The sequence below is a fragment of the Kitasatospora sp. NPDC091276 genome, from assembly GCF_040684355.1.
GTDB lineage: Bacteria > Actinomycetota > Actinomycetes > Streptomycetales > Streptomycetaceae > Kitasatospora.
Genome location: NZ_JBFBFU010000025.1, coordinates 57,535 through 76,365 on the forward strand (window position 1 = coordinate 57,535; position 18,831 = coordinate 76,365).

Genomic DNA, 18,831 nt, shown 5'->3' on the forward strand with positions numbered 1-18,831 from the left:
GCTGGAGAGCGAACGTGACGATCACCAACGACAGTGTCCTGTCGCCGGCGCAGCAGCGCCTGTGGTTCCTGAACCGCTTCCAGGAGGGCGCCGCCGGCCACACCCACACGGTGGCGCTGCGGCTGGCCGGCGGCCTGGGTCCGGAGCAGCTGCGCGCCGCGCTGGACGCCCTGGTCCGGCGGCATCCGCTGCTGGGCACCGTGCACCGCGAGGCCGAGGGCCGCTGCCGCCCCGAACCCGCCCCCGACGGCGGGGCGTTCGCCGGGCTGCGGCCCGAGCCGGTCGCCCCCGACGAGCTCGACGAGGCGCTGACCCGGGCGGCCGGCCAGGGCCTGGACCTCACCCGGGAGCCCCCGCTGCGGGCCCGGCTGCTCGCCACCGGGCCGGACGCCCACGTGCTGGTCCTGACGGTGCACGAGATCGCGGCTGACGAGCGCTCGCTCGCCGTGATCGTCGACGACCTGGCCCGGGCGTACGCGGCGGCCACCGACCCGGCCGCCCCCGGCGCGCCCGAGCCCGCCCCGCAGTACGCCGCGGCCGCCGCCGCCGACCGGGAGCTGAACGGCGCCCCCGAGCGGCCCACCGAGTACGCGGCGGCCGAACTCGCCCACTGGCGCGCCACTTTGGACGGCGCGCCGGCGCAGCTCGACCTGCCCGTCGACCGGCCGCGCCCGGCCGTCACCCGCTACGCCGCCGACGAGTACCGCAACGAGCTGGACGGCCCGCTGACCGCGGCCCTCGCCGACCTGGCCGCCGACTGCGGCGCAGGCGTCGAGGCGGTGCTGCACGCTGCCGTCGTGGCGCTGCTCGGCCGCTTCGGCGCCGGCGCCGACGTCCCGCTGATCGGCAGCCTGCCCGGCCGCGACGGCGGGCGGCGCGCCGCCGTGGTCGGCCCGCTGGCCAACCCGGTGGTGCTGCGGGTCGTCCGCCGCCCCGGCGCCTCCTTCCGCGAGCTGGTCGGCGACTGCGCGGCGGTCGCCGCCACGGCCCGGCGCCACGGTGGCGTCCCGTTCGAGACCGTGGTCGGCGAGCTGCGGCCCGAGCGCGCGCTCAACCGCCACCCGCTGGCCCAGGTGGCCTTCGACCTCGCCGAGGACCTGCCCGCCCGGCTCGGCTTCGGCCCGCTCGACGCCCAGGTGGCCCAACTGCCGCGCCAGCACTCTCCGTTCGACCTCCAGCTGCGCTTCCGCAGCGCGCCCGACGGCTCCGGGCTGCGGCTGGCCGCGACCTTCAGCACCGAGCTGTTCGACCCGGCGACCGTCCGGCGGCTCGCCGACGCGCTGCCGCGCCTGCTGGCCGCCGCCGTCGCCGCGCCGGACGCCGACCCGGACGGCTACGAGGTGCTGGACCCGGCCGAGCGGCACGCCCTGCTGACCGCGTGGAACGCCACCGACCGGCCGGTGCCCGACGCCGACGTCTCCGCGCTGTTCCGGGCCCGGGCCGCCGCCCAGCCCGCGCGGACCGCCCTGATCGCCGGCGACACCGTGCTCAGCTACGCCGAACTCGACGACCGGGCCGAGCGGCTGGCCGGCGAGCTGCGCCGCCACGGCGCCGCCCCGGGCCGGCTCGTCGCCCTGGCGCTGCCGCGCTCCGCCGACCTCGTCGTCGCCCTGCTCGCGGTGGCCCGCACCGGCGCCGCCTACGTGCCGCTCGACCCCGACTACCCGGCCGACCGGATCGGCTACATCCTCGACCACGCCGCCCCCTCGGCGCTGGTCACCGACAGCGCGACGGCCGGGCGGCTGCCCGCCACCGCCGCCCACCGGGTGCTGCTGGACGACGAGCAGGTGCGCGCCAGGCTGGCGACGGAGCCCGCCGGGCCGCAGGGCCCCGCCGCGACCGCCGCCGACCCGGCCTACGTCATCTACACCTCCGGCTCCACCGGCCGGCCCAAGGGCGTCGTCATCAGCCGCCACGCGCTGACCAACTTCCTGGTCTCGATGGCCGACCTCTTCCCGCTCGCGGCCGAGGACGTCTGGACCTCCGTCACCACGATCGCCTTCGACATCGCCGCCCTGGAGCTCTACCTGCCGCTGGTCGGCGGCGCCACCGTGGTCCTCGCCGACCGCGCGACCGTCACCGACCCCGCCGGGCTGGGCGCCCTGGTCGGCCGCACCGGCACCACGATCATGCAGGCCACCCCCAGCCTCTGGCAGGCCCTGTGCGACGAAGTCCCGCAGGCGCTGCGCGGCCTGCGGATGCTGGTCGGCGGGGAGGCCCTGCCGGCCGCCCTCGCCGAGCGGATGCGCGCGCTCGGCAGCGAGGTCACCAACCTGTACGGGCCCACCGAGACCACCATCTGGTCCACCGCCGCCCGCCTGGACGACCGCCCCGGCGCGCCGACCATCGGCCGGCCGATCGGCAACACCCGGGTCCGGGTCCTCGACGAGGCGCTGCGCCTGGTGCCGATCGGCGCCGCCGGCGAGCTGTACATCGCCGGGGACGGCGTCGGCACCGGCTACCTGCACCGCGAGGACCTCACCCGGGACCGCTTCCTGCCCGACCCGTACGGCGCCGAGGGCGAGCGCATGTACCGCACCGGCGACATCGTCCGCTGGGCCGCCGACGGCAACCTGGAGTACGTCGGCCGCGCCGACTTCCAGCTGAAGGTCCGCGGCTTCCGGATCGAGCCCGGCGAGATCGACGCCGTCCTGGAGCAGCACCCCGCGGTGGCCCGCGCCGTCACCGTCGCCCGCGAGTACGCGGCCGGCGACACCCGGCTGGTCTCCTACGTGGTGCCGTCCGGCGAGGGCGGCGCCGACCCGGCCGAACTGCGCGCGCACGCCGCCGCCACGCTGCCCGGCTACATGGTCCCGGCCGTGGTGGTGCCGATCCCCGGGATCCCGCTGACCCCCAACGGCAAGACCGACCGGGCCGCGCTCCCGGACCCGGGCACCGCCGCGACCGGCAGCGGGCACGGGCCGCGCAGCGCCCGCGAGGAGCAGCTCTGCGACCTGTTCTGCGAGGTGCTCGGCGTCGCCTCGATCGGCGTCGACGACAGCTTCTTCGACCTCGGCGGCCACTCCCTGCTCGCCACCCGGCTGATCGGGCGCATCCGCTCGGTGCTGGACGTCGAGGTGCCGATCCGCACCCTGTTCGAGTCGCCCACCGTCGCCGGGCTGGCCGGCCGGCTGGGCAGCGAGCCCGCCCGCCGGGCCGGGCTGGTGCCGGTCGACCGCGACCGGCCGCTGCCGCTCTCCTACGGCCAGCAGCGGCTCTGGTTCCTGTACGACTACGAGTCCCAGGGCACCGAGTACAACTCGCCGCTCGGCCTGCGGCTGACCGGGCCGCTCGACCGGGACGCCCTCGGGCGCGCCGTCGACGCGCTGGTGGCCCGGCACGAGGCGCTGCGCACCACCTTCGCCACCGAGGGCGGCCAGGGCGTGCAGGTCGTCCATGCCCCCGCCCACCGGCCGGTGCGCTTCACCGACCTCGCTGCCGAGGGGCGCGTCGACGACCTCGACCAGCTGCTGCGCACCGAGCTGAGCCGCTCCTTCGACCTGCGCGGCGGCCCGCTGCTGCGCCCCTGGCTGATCCGGCTGGCCGACGCCGAGCACCTGCTCGTCCTCGACATGCACCACGTCGTCACCGACGGCTGGTCCAAGGAGGTGATGGCCCGCGAGCTCGTCGCCCTGCTCGGCCAGGAGGCCACCGGCCGGCCCGCCGCACTGAGCGAACTGCCCCTTCAGTACGCCGACTTCGCCGTGCACCAGCACGGCGAACGGGGCGCGCGGGAGGCCGCCGACCTCGCCTACTGGAAGCGCCGGCTGGACGGCGTGGTGCCGCTGGAGCTGCCGACCGACCGGCCCCGGCCCGCCACCCGCGCCACCCGGGGCGCCGCCCACTCCTTCGAGCTGAGCCCCGAGCTGGTGGCCGCCCTCACCCGGCTCTGCCGCCGGGAGGGCGTCACCCTGTTCACCGTCCTCACGGCGGGCGTCCAGCTGCTGCTGTCCCGGTACGCGCGCCAGCGCGACGTCGCCGTCGGCACCATCGTCTCCGGCCGCGAGCACAGCGAACTGGAGGACGTGCTCGGCTTCTTCGTCAACACGCTGGTGCTGCGCGCCCGGACCACCCCCGACACGACCGTCGGGGCCTTCCTGGCCGACGTCCGGCAGGGCGTGCTGGAGGCCTTCACCCACCAGCACCTGCCGTACGACCGGCTGATCGACGAGCTCAAGCCGGACCGCGACCCCAGCCGCACCCCGCTGATCCAGGCCGCGCTGATGCTCAAGCGGGCCCAGGACGCGCTGCCCGGCCCGGACGGCCTGCGGGTCGAGGAGAGCGCCCTGCCGCGGATGCACGCGCTGTTCGACATCGGCTTCGAGTTCGAGGAGCGCGACGGGCGGCTCGGCGGCCTGGTCGAGTACAGCACGGCGCTCTTCGACCCGGAGACCGTCGCCCGGATCGCCCGCCACCTCACCGTGCTGCTGGAGGGCATGGCGGCGGCCGACCCGGACCGCCTGGTCGACGAGCTGCCGCTGATGGACGAGCAGGAACGCCGGCTGGTCACCACCGGCTGGAACGCCACCGCGACCGGCGCCCGGTTCCACACGGCGACCATCCACGGGCTGGTCGCCGACCAGGCCCGGCGCACCCCGGACGCCGCGGCCGTCACCACCGAGGACCGCAGCCTGACCTTCGCCGAACTCGACGCGCTGACGGACGCGCTGGCCCACCGGCTGGCCGACCGCGGCGTCGGCCCGGGCACCGTCGTCGGCGTCCGCACCCGGCGCGCCGCCGAGATGACGATCGCCCAGCTCGCCGTGCTCAAGGCCGGCGGCGCCTACCTGCCGCTCGACCCCGAACTGCCCGACGACCGGACGGTCTACGTGCTCCAGGACGCCGGGGTGCCGGTGCTCCTCACCCAGCGCGACCTGCCCGGGCCCGAGGCGCCGGACGGCGTCGAGGTGCTGTACGTCGAGGACACCGGGCCCGGCACGCACGACGGGCCGCCCGAGGTCGCCGTCGGCCCGTCCGACCTCGCGTACGTGATCTACACCTCGGGCTCCACCGGCAAGGCCAAGGGCGTGCTGATCGAGCACCGCGGCGTGGTCAACCTGTGCGACTGGTACCGGGACTTCTTCGACGCCGGGCCCGGCGACCGGGCCACCCAGATGGTGCCGCCCGGCTTCGACCCGACGGTGCTGGAGCAGTGGGGCGCCCTCGCCTGCGGCGTGGAGGTCCGCTTCGCCTCCGACCGCGTCCTGGAGGACCCGCACCTGCTCGCCGGCTGGATCGTCGAGCAGGGGATCACCCTCATCCTCATCCCGGCGCCGCGCCTGGAGGCCCTGCTCGACCAGCCCGCACTGCACCAGGGCCGGGTGCGGCACATCCTCACCGGCGCCGACGTGGTGCGCCGCCGGCTGCCGCGCGGCTCGACGATGGCGCTGTCCAACCTGTACGGCCCGACCGAGACCACCGTGCTCACCACCGGCACGGTGCTGGAGGCGGAGGAGGACGCCCCGGTCGGGCGGCTGCCCTCGATCGGCCGGCCCATCGCCAACACCACCGGCTACGTGCTCGACGAGCACCGCGAGCCCGTCCCGGTGGGCGTGCCCGGCGAACTGTACGTCGGCGGCGCCGGGGTGGCCCGCGGCTACCTGGGCCGCCCGGAGCTCACCGAGGAGCGGTTCGTCCCGGACCACCTCGCCGCCACCGCCGGCGCGAGGCTCTACCGCACCGGCGACCTGGTCCGCTGGCTGCCCGACGGCACGCTCGAATTCCTCGGGCGGATCGACAACCAGGTCAAGGTGCGCGGCTACCGGATCGAGCTGGGCGAGATCGAGACCGCGCTGCTCGACGACGAGAGCGTCGAGCAGACCGCGGTGGTCGCCCGGACCAGGCCGTCCGGGCAGACCGTGCTGACCGGCTACGTGGTGCCCGCGGACGGCACCGCCGACCCGGAGAAGATCCGGGCCCGGCTCGCCGAGCGGCTGCCCGGCTACATGGTCCCGCCGGTCGTCATCGTCCTGGACGCGTTCCCGATGACCACGAGCGGCAAGATCGACCGGCGGGCCCTGCCGGAGCCGGAGGAGCAGCGGCCGGCCGCCGAGCCCACCGCGCCCCGGGACGAGACCGAGGCGGCGCTGGCCGGGATCTGGGCCGAGGTGCTGGGCGTGCCCGTCGTGGGAGCCGAGGACAACGTCTTCGACCACGGCGCCAACTCGGTGCTCACCCTCCAGGTCACCGCCCGGATCCGGGAGGTGTTCGGCGTCGGGGTCTCGGCCCGGCACGTGTTCGCCGCCCGCACCGTGGCGGCCCTCGCGGACCAGGTCCGCAAGCAAGTACTCGAAGACGTGCGCCGGACACCGGCGGACCGGACGACGACGCGCGGTGGCGCGCGGGGGAGCAACCGATGACAGACCAGCGACACAGCGAGGGCCAGGACGCCGACGAGATCCTGCGGCAGCGACTGGCGGCCGCCGGCGGCGGCGACCGCGACGCGATCCGGCCCGGCGGCGACGGCCCGGCCCCGCTCTCCTTCGGCCAGGAACGGCTCTGGTTCCTCCAGGAGTTCGAGACCGACGCGGTCGAGTACACCACCTCCTTCGGCCTCCGGCTGCGCGGCGGCCTCGACCTGGCCGCGCTGCGCACCGCGCTGACCGGCCTGGTCGAGCGGCACGAGCCGCTGCGCACCGTCTTCACCACCGAGGACGGCGTGGCCCGCCAGGAGGTCCGGCCCGCCTACGCCCCGGACGCCGAGCCGGTGGACCTGAGCGCGCTGGGCGCCGAGGAGCGGGAGGCCGAGTTCGCCGCGCTGCTGCGCCGCGAACTCGCCACCCCCTTCGACCTCGCCAGCGGCCCGCTGCTGCGCTCCACGGTCGTGCGGCACGGCCCGGACGACCACGCGCTCTTCCTCAACCTGCACCACATCGCCGCCGACGGCTGGTCCAAGGGCCTGCTGACCGGCGAGCTCGGCGAGCTCTACCGGGCCGCCGTCGAGGGCCGCCCGCACACCCTCGCCCCGCTGCCGGTCAGCTATCGCGACTACTCCCGCTGGCAGCGCGAGCGCTGCACCGAAGACCGCCTGTCCGGGCAACTGGACTACTGGCGCGACGAGTTGGCGGACATCCAGCCGCTGGAGCTGCCCACCGACCGGCCCCGCCCGGCGGTGCGCACCACCGTCGGCGCCCTGCACGCCTTCCAGGTCGACGCCGAGGTCGCCGCCGGGCTCGACACGCTCGGCGCCGAACGCGGCACCACGCTCTTCGCCGTGCTCGCCGCCGCCACCCAGGTGCTGCTGGCCCGGCACACCGGCCAGCGCACCGTGGGCCTGGGCACCGTGTCGGTGGGCCGCGACCGCACCGAACTGGAGCCGCTGGTCGGCTTCTTCGTCAACACCCTGGTCCTGCACGGCCGGATCGACCTGGACGAGGCCTTCGGCGACCTGCTGGAGCGCACCACCGACCAGCTCTGGGACGCCCTCAGCAACCAGGACGTCCCCTTCCACCGCCTGGTGGACGAGATCCAGCCCGAGCGCGACCCGAGCCGCACCCCGCTGGTGCAGGCCGCCCTCGTGCTCCAGAACGACCCCGGCGCCCTGCCCGACTTCGGCGGCCCGGCCGTCGAGGAGTTCCGCGCGCCCTCGGTGTCCTCCATCTTCGACCTGACGCTGGAGTTCACCCCGGCCGCCGACGGCACGCTGGGCGGGACGGTGGAGTACAACACCGACCTGTTCGACGCCTCGACCATCGACGCGCTCTGCACCCGGCTGCTGCTCCTGCTGGCGGGCGTCGCCGCCGACGCGGACCGCCCGGTCGGCGACCTGCCGCTGCTCACCGCCGCCGAACTCGACACCGTCACCCGCGACTGGGCCGAGAACCGGGTGCCCTACCCGGCCGACCGGACCGTCCACTCGCTGGTCGCCGAGCAGGCCGCGGCCACCCCCGACGCCATCGCCGTCACCGCCGCCGAAGGCGAGCTGACCTACCGTCAACTCGACGAGCAAGCAGACCGGTTGGCCCGGCTGCTGCTCGACCACGGCGCCCGCCCCGGCCAGCACGTCGCGGTCTGCCTGCCCCGCGGCACCGGCCTGGTCGTCGCCCTGCTGGCCGTGCTCAAGGCCGGCTGCGCCTACGTGCCGCTGGACCCGGACTACCCGGCCGACCGGCTGGAGTTCATGCTCGCGGACACCGGGGTCGCGCTCTGCGTCACCGACCGGGAGCTGCTCGAACGGCTGCCCGACCTGGCCGTCCCGGCCCTGCTGCCCGCCGAGCGCACCGCCGAGCTGGCCGCCCTCCCGGCCGGTCCGCCGGCCACCGACGCGGGGCCGCGGAGCGCCGCCTACGTCATCTACACCTCCGGCTCCACCGGCCGACCCAAGGGCGTCGTGGTCGAGCACCGCTCCATCGTCCGGCTGGTCCGCGGCGCCGACTACGCCCCGCTGGCGGCCGACGACGTGGTGGCTCAGGTCGCCGACGCCACCTTCGACGCGGCGACCTTCGAGTTCTGGGGCCCGCTGGTGGCCGGGGCGCGGATCGCCGTCATCACCAAGGACGTCCTGCTCGACCCGCCGGCCTTCGCGGCCGCACTGCGCTCGACCGGCGCCACCGCGATGTTCCTCACCGCCGGCGTCTTCAACCAGGTCGTCGGCCTGGAGCCCACCGCCTTCGGCGGCATGCGCCACCTGCTGGTCGGCGGCGAGGCGCTCAACCCGCGCCGGATCGCCGAACTGCTGGCCGGCGGCGCCCCGCCGCAGCGGCTGGTCAACGGCTACGGCCCGACCGAGACCACCACCTTCGCCGTCTCCCACCTGATCCGCGAGACCGACGGCGTGCGCGCCATCCCGATCGGACGCCCGATCTCCAACACGGCGGTGTACGTCCTCGACGAGCGCCGCCGCCCCGTCCCGCCCGGCACGCCCGGCGAGCTCTGGATCGCCGGCCCCGGCGTCGCCCGCGGCTACCTGGGCCGCCCGGAGCTGACCGAGGAGCGCTTCCAGCCCTCGCCGTTCGCGGCGGAGCCCGGCGAGCGGATGTACCGCACCGGGGACGTGGTGCGCTGGGCCGACGGCCTGGTCGAGTACCTCGGCCGCGCCGACACCCAGGTCAAGGTCCGCGGCTACCGGATCGAGCCCGGCGAGGTCGAAGCCGTCCTGGAGGCCCACCCCGCGGTGGCCGAGGCCCTGGTGGTCGCCCTCGCGGACGGCGACCACAAGCGGCTGGTCGGCTACCTGCGCGCCGAGCCCGGCGCCGTCATCGCGCCGCAGGACCTGCGGGCCTTCGCCGAGCAGCGGCTGCCCTCCTACAGCGTTCCGACCGCCTTCGCCACCCTCGACGCCTTCCCGCTCACCCCCAACGGCAAGGTCGACGTCCGGGCCCTGCCGGCGCCGGACGCCCCCCTGGAGCGGGAGGACTACCGGGCCCCCGAGGACCCGGCCGAGCAGGCGCTCGCCGAGGTCTGGTCGGAGGTGCTCGGCATCGGCAAGGTCGGCGTCGACGACAACTTCTTCGAACTCGGCGGCGACTCCATCCTGAGCATCCAGGTGGTCGCCCGGGCCCGCCGGGCCGGACTCGTCATCACCTCGAAGGACATCTTCTCCCGGCAGTCGCTCGCCGACCTCGCCCGCGCCGCCCGCCCGGTGGAGGAGGCCCCGGTCGTCCAGGCCGACGCGGACGACCACGAGCCGGCCCCGCTCGGCCCCGTCCAGGAGTGGTTCTTCGCCCACCACACCCGCGGCGCCCACCACTTCAACCAGTCCGTGCTGATCACCCTGGACGGCGCGGTCGACGAGCCCGCGCTGGCCCGCGCCCTGGCCGGCCTCGTCCGCCGGCACGAGGCCCTGCGCACCCGCTTCGCCACCGGCCCCGACGGCCGGCGGGTCCAGACCGTCAGCGCGCCGGACGCCGACGCCGTGCCGGCCGAGGCCCGGATCGAGCGGATCACCCTCGACCAGGCCGCCCCCGGGGAGCGCGCCGCCGCCATGCGCACCCTCGCCGAGGCCGCGCAGGCCTCGCTGGACCCGGCCGAAGGGCCGCTGGTGCGCACCCTGCTGTTCGACCACGGCGTCGGCGAGCCCGCGCGGCTGCTGCTCACCGTGCACCACCTGGCCGTGGACGGCGTCTCCTGGCGGATCCTCCTGGAGGACCTGGAGAGCGCCTACCGGCAGGCCGTTCGCGGCGAGGACGTCGACCTCGGCCCGGCCGGCACCTCGTACCGCGGCTGGGCGCGCCGCCTCGCCGCCTTCACCCGGGACGGCGGCCTGGACGACGAGCTGGCGCACTGGGCCCGCCCGGTGCCGGCCGGCTCCGCCGACCTGCCCACCGACCGGGAGGGCCGCAACAGCGTCGGCGACACCCGCGCCGTCAGCGCCGGCCTCGACGCCGAGCGCACCCGGCAACTGCTCCAGGACGTGCCCGCCGTCTACCGCACCCAGGTCAACGACGTCCTGCTGACCGCGCTCGGCCGCGCGCTCGCCCGCTTCACCGGCCGGGCCCGCACCCTGATCACCCTGGAGGGCCACGGCCGCGAGGAGATCCTGGACGGCACCGACGTCTCCCGGACGGTCGGCTGGTTCACCTCGATCTTCCCGGTGCTGCTGGAGTCCCCGGCCGACCGCCCGCTCGGCCGGCTCATCCGCGACACCAAGGAACTACTGCGGGCCGTGCCCGGCCGCGGCGCCGGCTACGGCCCGCTGCGCTACCTGCGCGGCGACCAGCCGCAGGCCGCCGCCCTGGCCGCGGCGCCGCAGCCCCAGGTCAGCTTCAACTACCTCGGCCAGTGGAGCGACGCCGCGGCCGGGAGCGAGCTGTTCCGCGCCGTCGAACCCGACTACGGCCTGGACCACCACCCGGACGAGGAGCGGCCGCACCTGCTGGACATCGTCGGCGAGGTCCGGCACGGCGTGCTGACCTTCGACTTCCACTACGCGCCGCAGCGCCACGACCAGGCCACCGTGCAGCGGCTCGCCGACGACTTCGCGGCGGCCCTGACCGAACTCGTCGAGCACTGCCTGACCCCCGGCGCCGGCGGCGCCACCCCCGGCGACTTCCCGCTGCTCACCCTCGACCAGGCGACCGTCGACCGGCTGGTGCCGGCCGGCTCCACCGTCGAGGACATCCACCCGCTGACCCCGATGCAGAGCGGGATGCTCTTCCACACCCTCAACCAGGACGGCGTCGGCGCCTACTCCGACCACGTCGCCTTCCGGCTGGAGGGCGTCCGCGACGTCGACGCGCTGGCCGCCGCCTGGCAGCACGTGGTCGACCGCACCCCCGCGCTGCGCACCCGGCTGGTCTGGGACGGCGTCCCCGAGCCCGTCCAGGTGGTCGAGCGCTCCGCCCGGCTGACGGTCCGCCGCCTCGACTGGACCGGCCTGCCCGCCGCCGAACTGGACCGCCGGCTCAAGGCGCTGATCGACGAGGAGCGCGCCACCGGGATCGAGCTGTCCCGGGCGCCGCTGATGCGCCTCGCCCTCGCCCGCGAGGACGAGCGGACCGTCCGCGTCGTGTGGACCTTCCACCACGCCGTCCTGGACGGCTGGAGCACCTCGCACCTGTTCGCCGACCTCTTCGCCGCCTACCAGGCGCTCACCGACGGCAGGGGCAAGGCCCCGGCGCTGCCCGAGCGCCGGCCGTTCCGCGACTACGTCGCCTGGCTGGCCCGGCAGGACAAGGACGCGGCCGCCGCCCACTGGAGCGCCCTGCTGGGCGACCTGGACGCGCCGACCCAGCTGCCCTTCGGCCGCTCGGTGCCCCAGGGCCACGAGTCCCAGTCCGCCGGGCAGGTCCGGGTGGGCCTGTCCGGCGCCGAGACCGACGCGCTGGTCGCGATGGTCCGCCGCCACCGGCTCACCCTCAACACCGCCGTCCAGGGCGCCTGGGCGATCCTGCTGGCCCGCCACTCCGGGCAGCGCGACGTCTGCTTCGGCACCACCGTGGCCGGCCGCCCGACCGAGCTGCCCGGCGCCGACACCATGGTCGGCAACCTGCTCAACACCCTGCCGCTGCGCACCGAGGTCGACCAGGACGCCCCGCTGGTGGAGTGGCTGGCGGCCCTCCAGGCCGAGCAGGCCGAATCCCGGCGCTTCGAGTACTCCTCGATCGCCGAGATCCAGCGCAGCAGCAAGGTCCCGCGCGGCAGCGCGCTGTTCCAGACCCTGGTGGTGTTCGAGAACTACCCGGGCAACGGGGCCGCCGCCGAACGCCACGGACTGCGGCTCAGCGACGTCCGCGCCGTCGACACCACCAGCTTCACGCTGGACCTCACCGCCTACGACGACGACGGCTCGCTGACCCTGCTGCTCTCCTACGACCCGGCGCTCTACGACCGCGCCCAGGCCGAGGTGCTGGCCGACCAGCTCGCCGTCCTGCTCGGCAGCATGCCCACCGCCCCCGGCCAGCGGGTCGGCGACGTCCCGATGCTGTCGCTGCGCGCCCGCGACCGCGTCCTGTACGAGTGGAACGACACCGGCACCCCGGGCGCCGACGCCTGCCTGCACGAGCTGATCGCCGAGCAGGCGCAGCAGACCCCGGACGCCGAGGCGGTGGTCTTCGAGGAGACCGTGCTGACCTACGCGGACCTGGAAGCCCGGGCCAACCGGCTGGCCCAGCACCTCGTCGGCCAGGGCATCGGCCCGGAGACCGTCGTCGCCATCTGCCTGGACCGAGGCCCGGACACCGTCATCGCCGCCCTCGGCGTCCTCAAGGCCGGCGCCGCCTACCTGCCGCTGGACCCCACCCACCCCGCCGAGCGGCTGCGCCTGGTGCTGGACGACAGCGCCGCCGCGATGCTCGTCACCCAGCGGGACCTCGCCGAGCGGCTCCCGCTGTGCGACGCGACCGTGCTCTGCCTGGACGCCGACCGCGAGGAGATCGACAGCTGGCCTGCCGAGGCGCCCAGCACCGAGGTGACCCCGGACAACCTCGCCTACGTCATCTACACCTCCGGCTCCACCGGCAAGCCCAAGGGCGTCACGGTCGAGCACCGCAGCGTCGCCCGGGCCGCCGCCGCCTGGCGCGAGGCCTACCGGCTCGACCGCGGCCCCGTCCGCCAGCTCAACCTCGCCAGCATGGCCTTCGACGTCTTCGTCTCCGACCTGACGCACGCGCTGACCACCGGCGGCGCCCTGGTGCTCTGCCCGAAGGACGCCACCACCGACCCGGTGCGCCTGCTCGACCTGATGGAGCGCCAGCGCGTCACCCACGTCGAGACGGTGCCCTCGCTGGCCAACGCGCTGGCCGACGAGGCCGCCCGCAGCGGCCGGGCCTTCCCGCCGCTGCGCTACCTGGCCGTCGGCTCGGACAACTGGCGCACCGACGACTGCCGGCGGCTGCTGAAGAGCGTCGCCCCCGGCACCGTCGTGCTCAACTCCTACGGCGTCACCGAGGCCACCGTCGAGTCCTCGTACTTCACCGTCACCCCGCAGAGCCTGCCGGACGTCGCGTCCGTGCCGATCGGCCGGCCCATCCCGGGCACCCGGATGTACGTCCTGGACGCGGACCTGGAGCCGCTGCCGGTCGGCGTCGTCGGCGAGCTCTTCCTCGGCGGCACCGGCGTCACCCGGGGCTACCTGGGCCGCCCCGACCTCACCGAGGAGCGCTTCTCCACCGACCCGTTCACGCCCCACCCCGACGGCCGGCTCTACCGCACCGGCGACCAGGCCCGCTTCCTGCCCACCGGCGACGTCGAGTTCCTCGGCCGCGGCGACGACCAGGTCAAGATCCGCGGGTTCCGGGTGGAACTCGCCGAGATCGAGGCCGTCCTGCGCCGCCACCCCGACGTCCTGGAGGCCGTCGCGGCGCTGCGCTCCGAGCCGGGCGCCGTCCTGACCGGGTACGTCGTGCCCCGGCCCGGCACCGCTCCCGAGAGCGCCGAGCTGCGCCGCTACCTGGAGGGCTCGCTGCCCCGCCACATGGTGCCGCAGGCCTTCGTCCGGCTGGACCGGCTGCCGCTGAACGCCAACGGCAAGGTGGACCGGCGGGCGCTGCCGGCCGCGGCCGCCGACGACCGCCCGGTCACCAGCAGGACGGCCCCCCGCAACCCCGCCGAGCAGGCGCTCGCCGGGCTCTGGGCGGAGGTCTTCCGGGTGCCCGAGGTCGGCGTCGACGACAACTTCTTCGACCTGGGCGGTGACTCGATCCTGAGCATCCAGGTCGTCTCCCGGGCGCGGCAGTTGGGACTGCGCCTCAGCTCGCAGGACATCTTCAGCCACCAGACCATCGCCGGGATCGCCGCCGCGATCTCGACCCACGAACCCGAGGAGCCGGCCGGCGTGAACACCGAACCCGTCACCGGAAGGGCGCCGCTGACCCCGATCCAGCGCGCCTTCTTCCACCACCACACCGAGGCCCCCCAGCACAGCACCATGTCCGTGCTGGCCGAGCTGCGCGAACTCCCCGACGAGGCGCACCTGCGCACCGCGCTCGACGCGCTCCTCACCCACCACGACGCCCTGCGCACCCGCTTCCGCACCGTCTACGGCCGCTGGCAGCAGGAGATCGCCGCCCCCGGCGACGGCTGGCCGCTGGAGCGGCTGGACCTCACCCTGGAGGCCGACCCGGAGGGCGCGCTGCTGGCCGCCGCCACCGCCGCCCAGTCCGGCTTCGACCTGGCCGATGGCCCGCTGGTGCGGGCCGTGCTGGCCGACCTCGGCGGCACCGCCGGCGCCCGGCTCTTCCTCACCGCCCACCACCTGGTGGTCGACGCGGTCTCCTGGCAGACCCTGCTCGGCGACCTGGAGACGGCCTACCGGCAGGCCGCCGAGGGCCGGCCGGTCGACCTCGGCTCGCGCGGCACCTCCTTCCTCGACTGGTCCCGCCGGCTCTCCGAGCACACCGCGGTCGGCGGCTTCGACGAGGAGCTGGACCACTGGTTCGCGGCCGGCCGCGCCGGCGGCGAGCCGCTGCCCGCCGACCTCACCGGCACCCCGACCGTCGCCACCGCCGCCGCCGTCCGGGTCGGCCTGGACGCGGAGAGCACCGACGCGCTGCTGCGCGAGGTCCCCGCGGTCTACCGCACCCAGGTCAACGACGTGCTGCTGACCGCGCTCGCCCGGGTGCTCGCCGACTGGACCGGCCGCTCCGCCGTCCTGGTGGACCTGGAGGGCCACGGCCGCGAGGAGATCTTCGACGACGTCGACCTGAGCCGCACCACCGGCTGGTTCACCACCTCCTTCCCGGTCGCCCTGGACACCGCCGACGGCGCCGACTGGGGCGCCCGGCTCCGCTCCGTCAAGGAGCAACTGCGGGCCGTCCCCCAGCGCGGCATCGGCTACGGCGCGCTGCGCCACCTCAGCCCGGCCGGGGCGCCCGGCGAGCTGCTGGCCGAAGGCCCCCGCGCCCAGGTCGGCTTCAACTACCTCGGCCGGGTCGTCGACGGCCACGACGGCGGCCTGCTGCACGACGTGCGGCTCGGCTACGGCACCGAGCAGGCGCCCGGGGAACTGCTGGAGTACCCGCTCGACATCGTGGCGTACGTGCGCGACGGCAAGCTCGGCTTCGAGCTGTTCCACTCCACCGCGACCCACACCACCGAGACCGTCCAGCGGGTCGGCGACCAGCTGGTCGAGGCCCTGCGCGGGATCGTCGCGCACTGCCGCGAGGCCGGCGCCGCCGCCTCCGGGGCCACCCCCTCGGACTTCCCGCTCGCCCGGGTCGACCAGCCGCTGCTGGACGAGCTGACCGCCCTGGGCCGGATCGCCGACCTCTACCCGGCCACGCCGATGCAGCACGGCCTGCTGTTCCACAGCCTCACCGAGGAGGGCGAGGGCGTCTACCTCGGCCAGCTGTCCTTCCTGCTGGAGGGCGGCGTGGACGCGGACGCCTTCGCCGAGGCCTGGCAGCGCCTCGCCGACCGGACCCCGATGCTGCGCACCGCCTTCGCCCGGGTCGACACCGATCAGCCGCTCCAGGTGGTCCGCGAGCACGTCACCGTGCCCGTCGAGCGGCTGGACTGGAGCGCCCTGCCGGCGGCCGAGCGCGAGCAGCGGTTCGCCGCGTACCTCGCCGAGGACCGCACCCGCGGCATCGACCTGGCCGTGGCGCCGCTGATGCGCCTGGCCCTGATCGACGAGCCGGACGGTGCCCTGCGGGTCGTCTGGACCTCGCACCACCTGCTCCTGGACGGCTGGAGCAGCGCCGAACTGGTCTCCGAGGTGGTCGACGACTACCTCCGGCTCACCGGCCACGACCGGCCCGGCCCGACCGCCCGCCGCCCGTTCCGCGACTACGTCGCCTGGCTCGGCGAGCAGGACCTGGCCGACGCCGAGCGCTACTGGCGCGAACTGCTCGACGGCTTCACCGCCCCGACCGCGCTGCCGGCCGACCGGGCCGGCGAGGAGGCGGCCCGCCAGGGCAGCGAGGCGACCAGCGTCTTCCAGCTGGAGCCCGAGGTCACCGAGCGGCTCGCCGAGGTCGCCCGGCGCCACCGGCTCACCACCAACACGCTCGCCCAGGGCGCCTGGGCGCTGACGCTCTCGCGCTACGCGGGGGAGCGGGAGGTCTGCTTCGGCTCGGCCGTCTCCGGCCGCCCCGCCGACCTGCCCGACGTCGAGTCGATGATCGGCCTGTTCATCAACAACCTGCCGGTGCGGGTCGAGGTCCGCCCCGAGCAGCCCGTCCTCGACTGGCTGGGCGACCTCCAGCGCGACCAGGTCCAGGCCCGCAGCTACGAGTACGTCTCGCTGGCCCAGATCCGCGGCTGGACCGGGCTGCCCGCCGGGGTCGACCTGTTCGACAGCTACGTGGTCGTCGAGAACTACCCCTTCGACGGCGAACTGGGCTCCGACCAGGGCATCCGGATCCGCGACGTGCGCTCCCAGGAGCCCACCAGCTACGCCATGGTGCTCGCGGTCTTCGCCGGCGAGCAGCTGTCCTTCCGGCTCGCCTACGACCCCGGGCTCTTCGACGCCGACACCGCCGACCGGGTCACCGGCGACCTGCGCGCCCTGCTGGAGGAGATCGCGGCCGAGCCCGAGCGCACCCTCGCCGAGCTGCGCGCGCTGGCCCCCGCCCACCGGGAGCGGCTGCTCACCGGCCACAACGAGACCGCCACCGCGCTCACCACCGACGCCCTGGTGCCCGAGCGGTTCGCCCGCCAGGCCGCCGCCACCCCGCAGGCCGTCGCCCTGGTCCACGGCGGCGAGCGGATCACCTTCGCCGAGCTGGACGAGCGGGCCAACCGGCTCGCCCACCACCTCGCCGACCGGGGCGTCGGCCCCGAGGTGCCGGTCGCGGTCTGCCTGCGGCGCGGCCCCGGCCTGATCACCGCGCTGCTCGCGGTGCTCAAGGCGGGCGGCGTCTACACCCCGCTGGACCCGGCCGCCCCGGCCGAGCGCCTGCGGCTGCTGGTCGAGGACGTCAAGCCCCGGGTGGTGATCGCCGACGAGGCCGCGAGCACCACACTGGCGCTGCCCGCCGACGTCGCCCTGGTCGTCCCGGAGCGCGAGCGGGACGCGATCGCGGCCCGGCCCGCCACCGCCCCCGACCCGGACCTCGCCCCGGAGCACGCCGCCTACGTCATCCACACCTCCGGCTCCACCGGCAAGCCCAAGGGCGTGCTGGTCGAGCACGGCAGCCTGGCGAACCTGCTCGACAGCCACCTGCGGACGGTCTTCGAGCCGCTGCGCGAGGCCTGCGGCGACCGCCAGGTCCGGGTCGCCCACCTGGCGCCCGCGTCCTTCGACGCCTCCTGGAACCCGGTGCTGTGGATGGTCGCCGGCCACGAGCTGCACCTGGTCGACGACGAGGTGCGGCGCGACGCGCACGCCCTGGTCGCCTACCGCGCCGAGCAGCGGATCGACTTCCTGCAGACCACCCCGTCCTGGTTCCGCCAGCTCGACGACGCCGGACTGCTCGCCCCCGGCAGCCACCCGCTGCGCGGCGCGGCGCTCGGCGGCGAGGCGATCGGCCAGGCCCAGTGGGACCGGCTGCGCGCCCAGTCCGACCTGATCGCCTACAACTTCTACGGGCCCACCGAGGCCACCGTGGACGCGCTGGTCTGCCGGGTCGCCGACAGCCCCCGGCCCGTCCTCGGCCTGCCCGTCCAGAACGTCCGGGCCTACGTCCTGGACCCGGAGCGCAACCTCGCCCCGGTCGGCGCGCCCGGCGAGCTGTACCTGGCCGGCGACGGCCTCGCCCGCGGCTACCTGGGCCGCCCCGACCTGACCGAACAGGCCTTCCTGGCCGCGCCGTTCGACCCCAAGGAGCGGCTGTACCGCACCGGCGACCGGGTCCGCCGGCTGTCCGACGGCCGGCTGGAGTTCCTCGGCCGGCTCGACGACCAGGTCAAGCTGCGCGGCTACCGGATCGAGCCGGGCGAGATCACCGCGGCCCTGGACGCCCACCCGGGCGTCGCCGAGTCCGTCGTCCTGGTCCGCGGCGAGGCCGAGCACGCCCGCCTGGTCGCCTACCTGCGGCCGGCCGCGGGCGGCGTCCCCGGCGCCGCCGAGCTCGCCGGCTACCTCGCCGAGCGGCTCCCGGCCCACCTGGTGCCGGCCGCCTTCGTCGAGGTGGAGTCCTTCCCGCTCACCCGGCACGGCAAGATCGACCGGGCCGCGCTGCCCGACCCCGCCGAGACGGTCGTCGAGGCCGCCGAGGAGTGGGTGGAGCCGCGCGACGAGACCGAGAAGCTGATCGCCGGGATCTGGTCCGAGACCCTGCACGTGGAGCGGGTCGGCGCGCACGACAGCTTCTTCGCCCTCGGCGGGCAGTCCCTGACCAGCGTGCAGGCGATCACCAGGATCAAGCAGACCTTCGGCATCCGGATCGCCTTCCGCAGCCTCCTGGAGAACCCCACCGTGGCGGGGGTGGCGCGACTCGTCGAGGACGCGCTGCTGGAGGAACTGGAGCGAGAGGCCGCGCGCCAGTCGGCGCCGGCGGCGGAGTAGGGGCA

Annotated in this window: 2 protein-coding genes; both read left to right on the top strand. The window is 75.7% G+C overall.

Going from position 1 to position 18,831, the window contains the following annotated elements:
- Positions 1-14: 14 nt before the first annotated feature.
- Entirely contained in the window at positions 15-6,359 is a 6,345-nt protein-coding gene (locus tag AB0O19_RS27805) for an amino acid adenylation domain-containing protein (protein WP_363623350.1), read from the top strand.
- Positions 6,356-18,826 (top strand): amino acid adenylation domain-containing protein, encoded by a 12,471-nt coding sequence (locus tag AB0O19_RS27810; protein WP_363623352.1) that lies wholly within the window; start codon positions 6,356-6,358, stop codon positions 18,824-18,826. The genes AB0O19_RS27805 and AB0O19_RS27810 overlap by 4 nt, the downstream gene beginning before the upstream one ends.
- Positions 18,827-18,831: the final 5 nt, after the last annotated feature.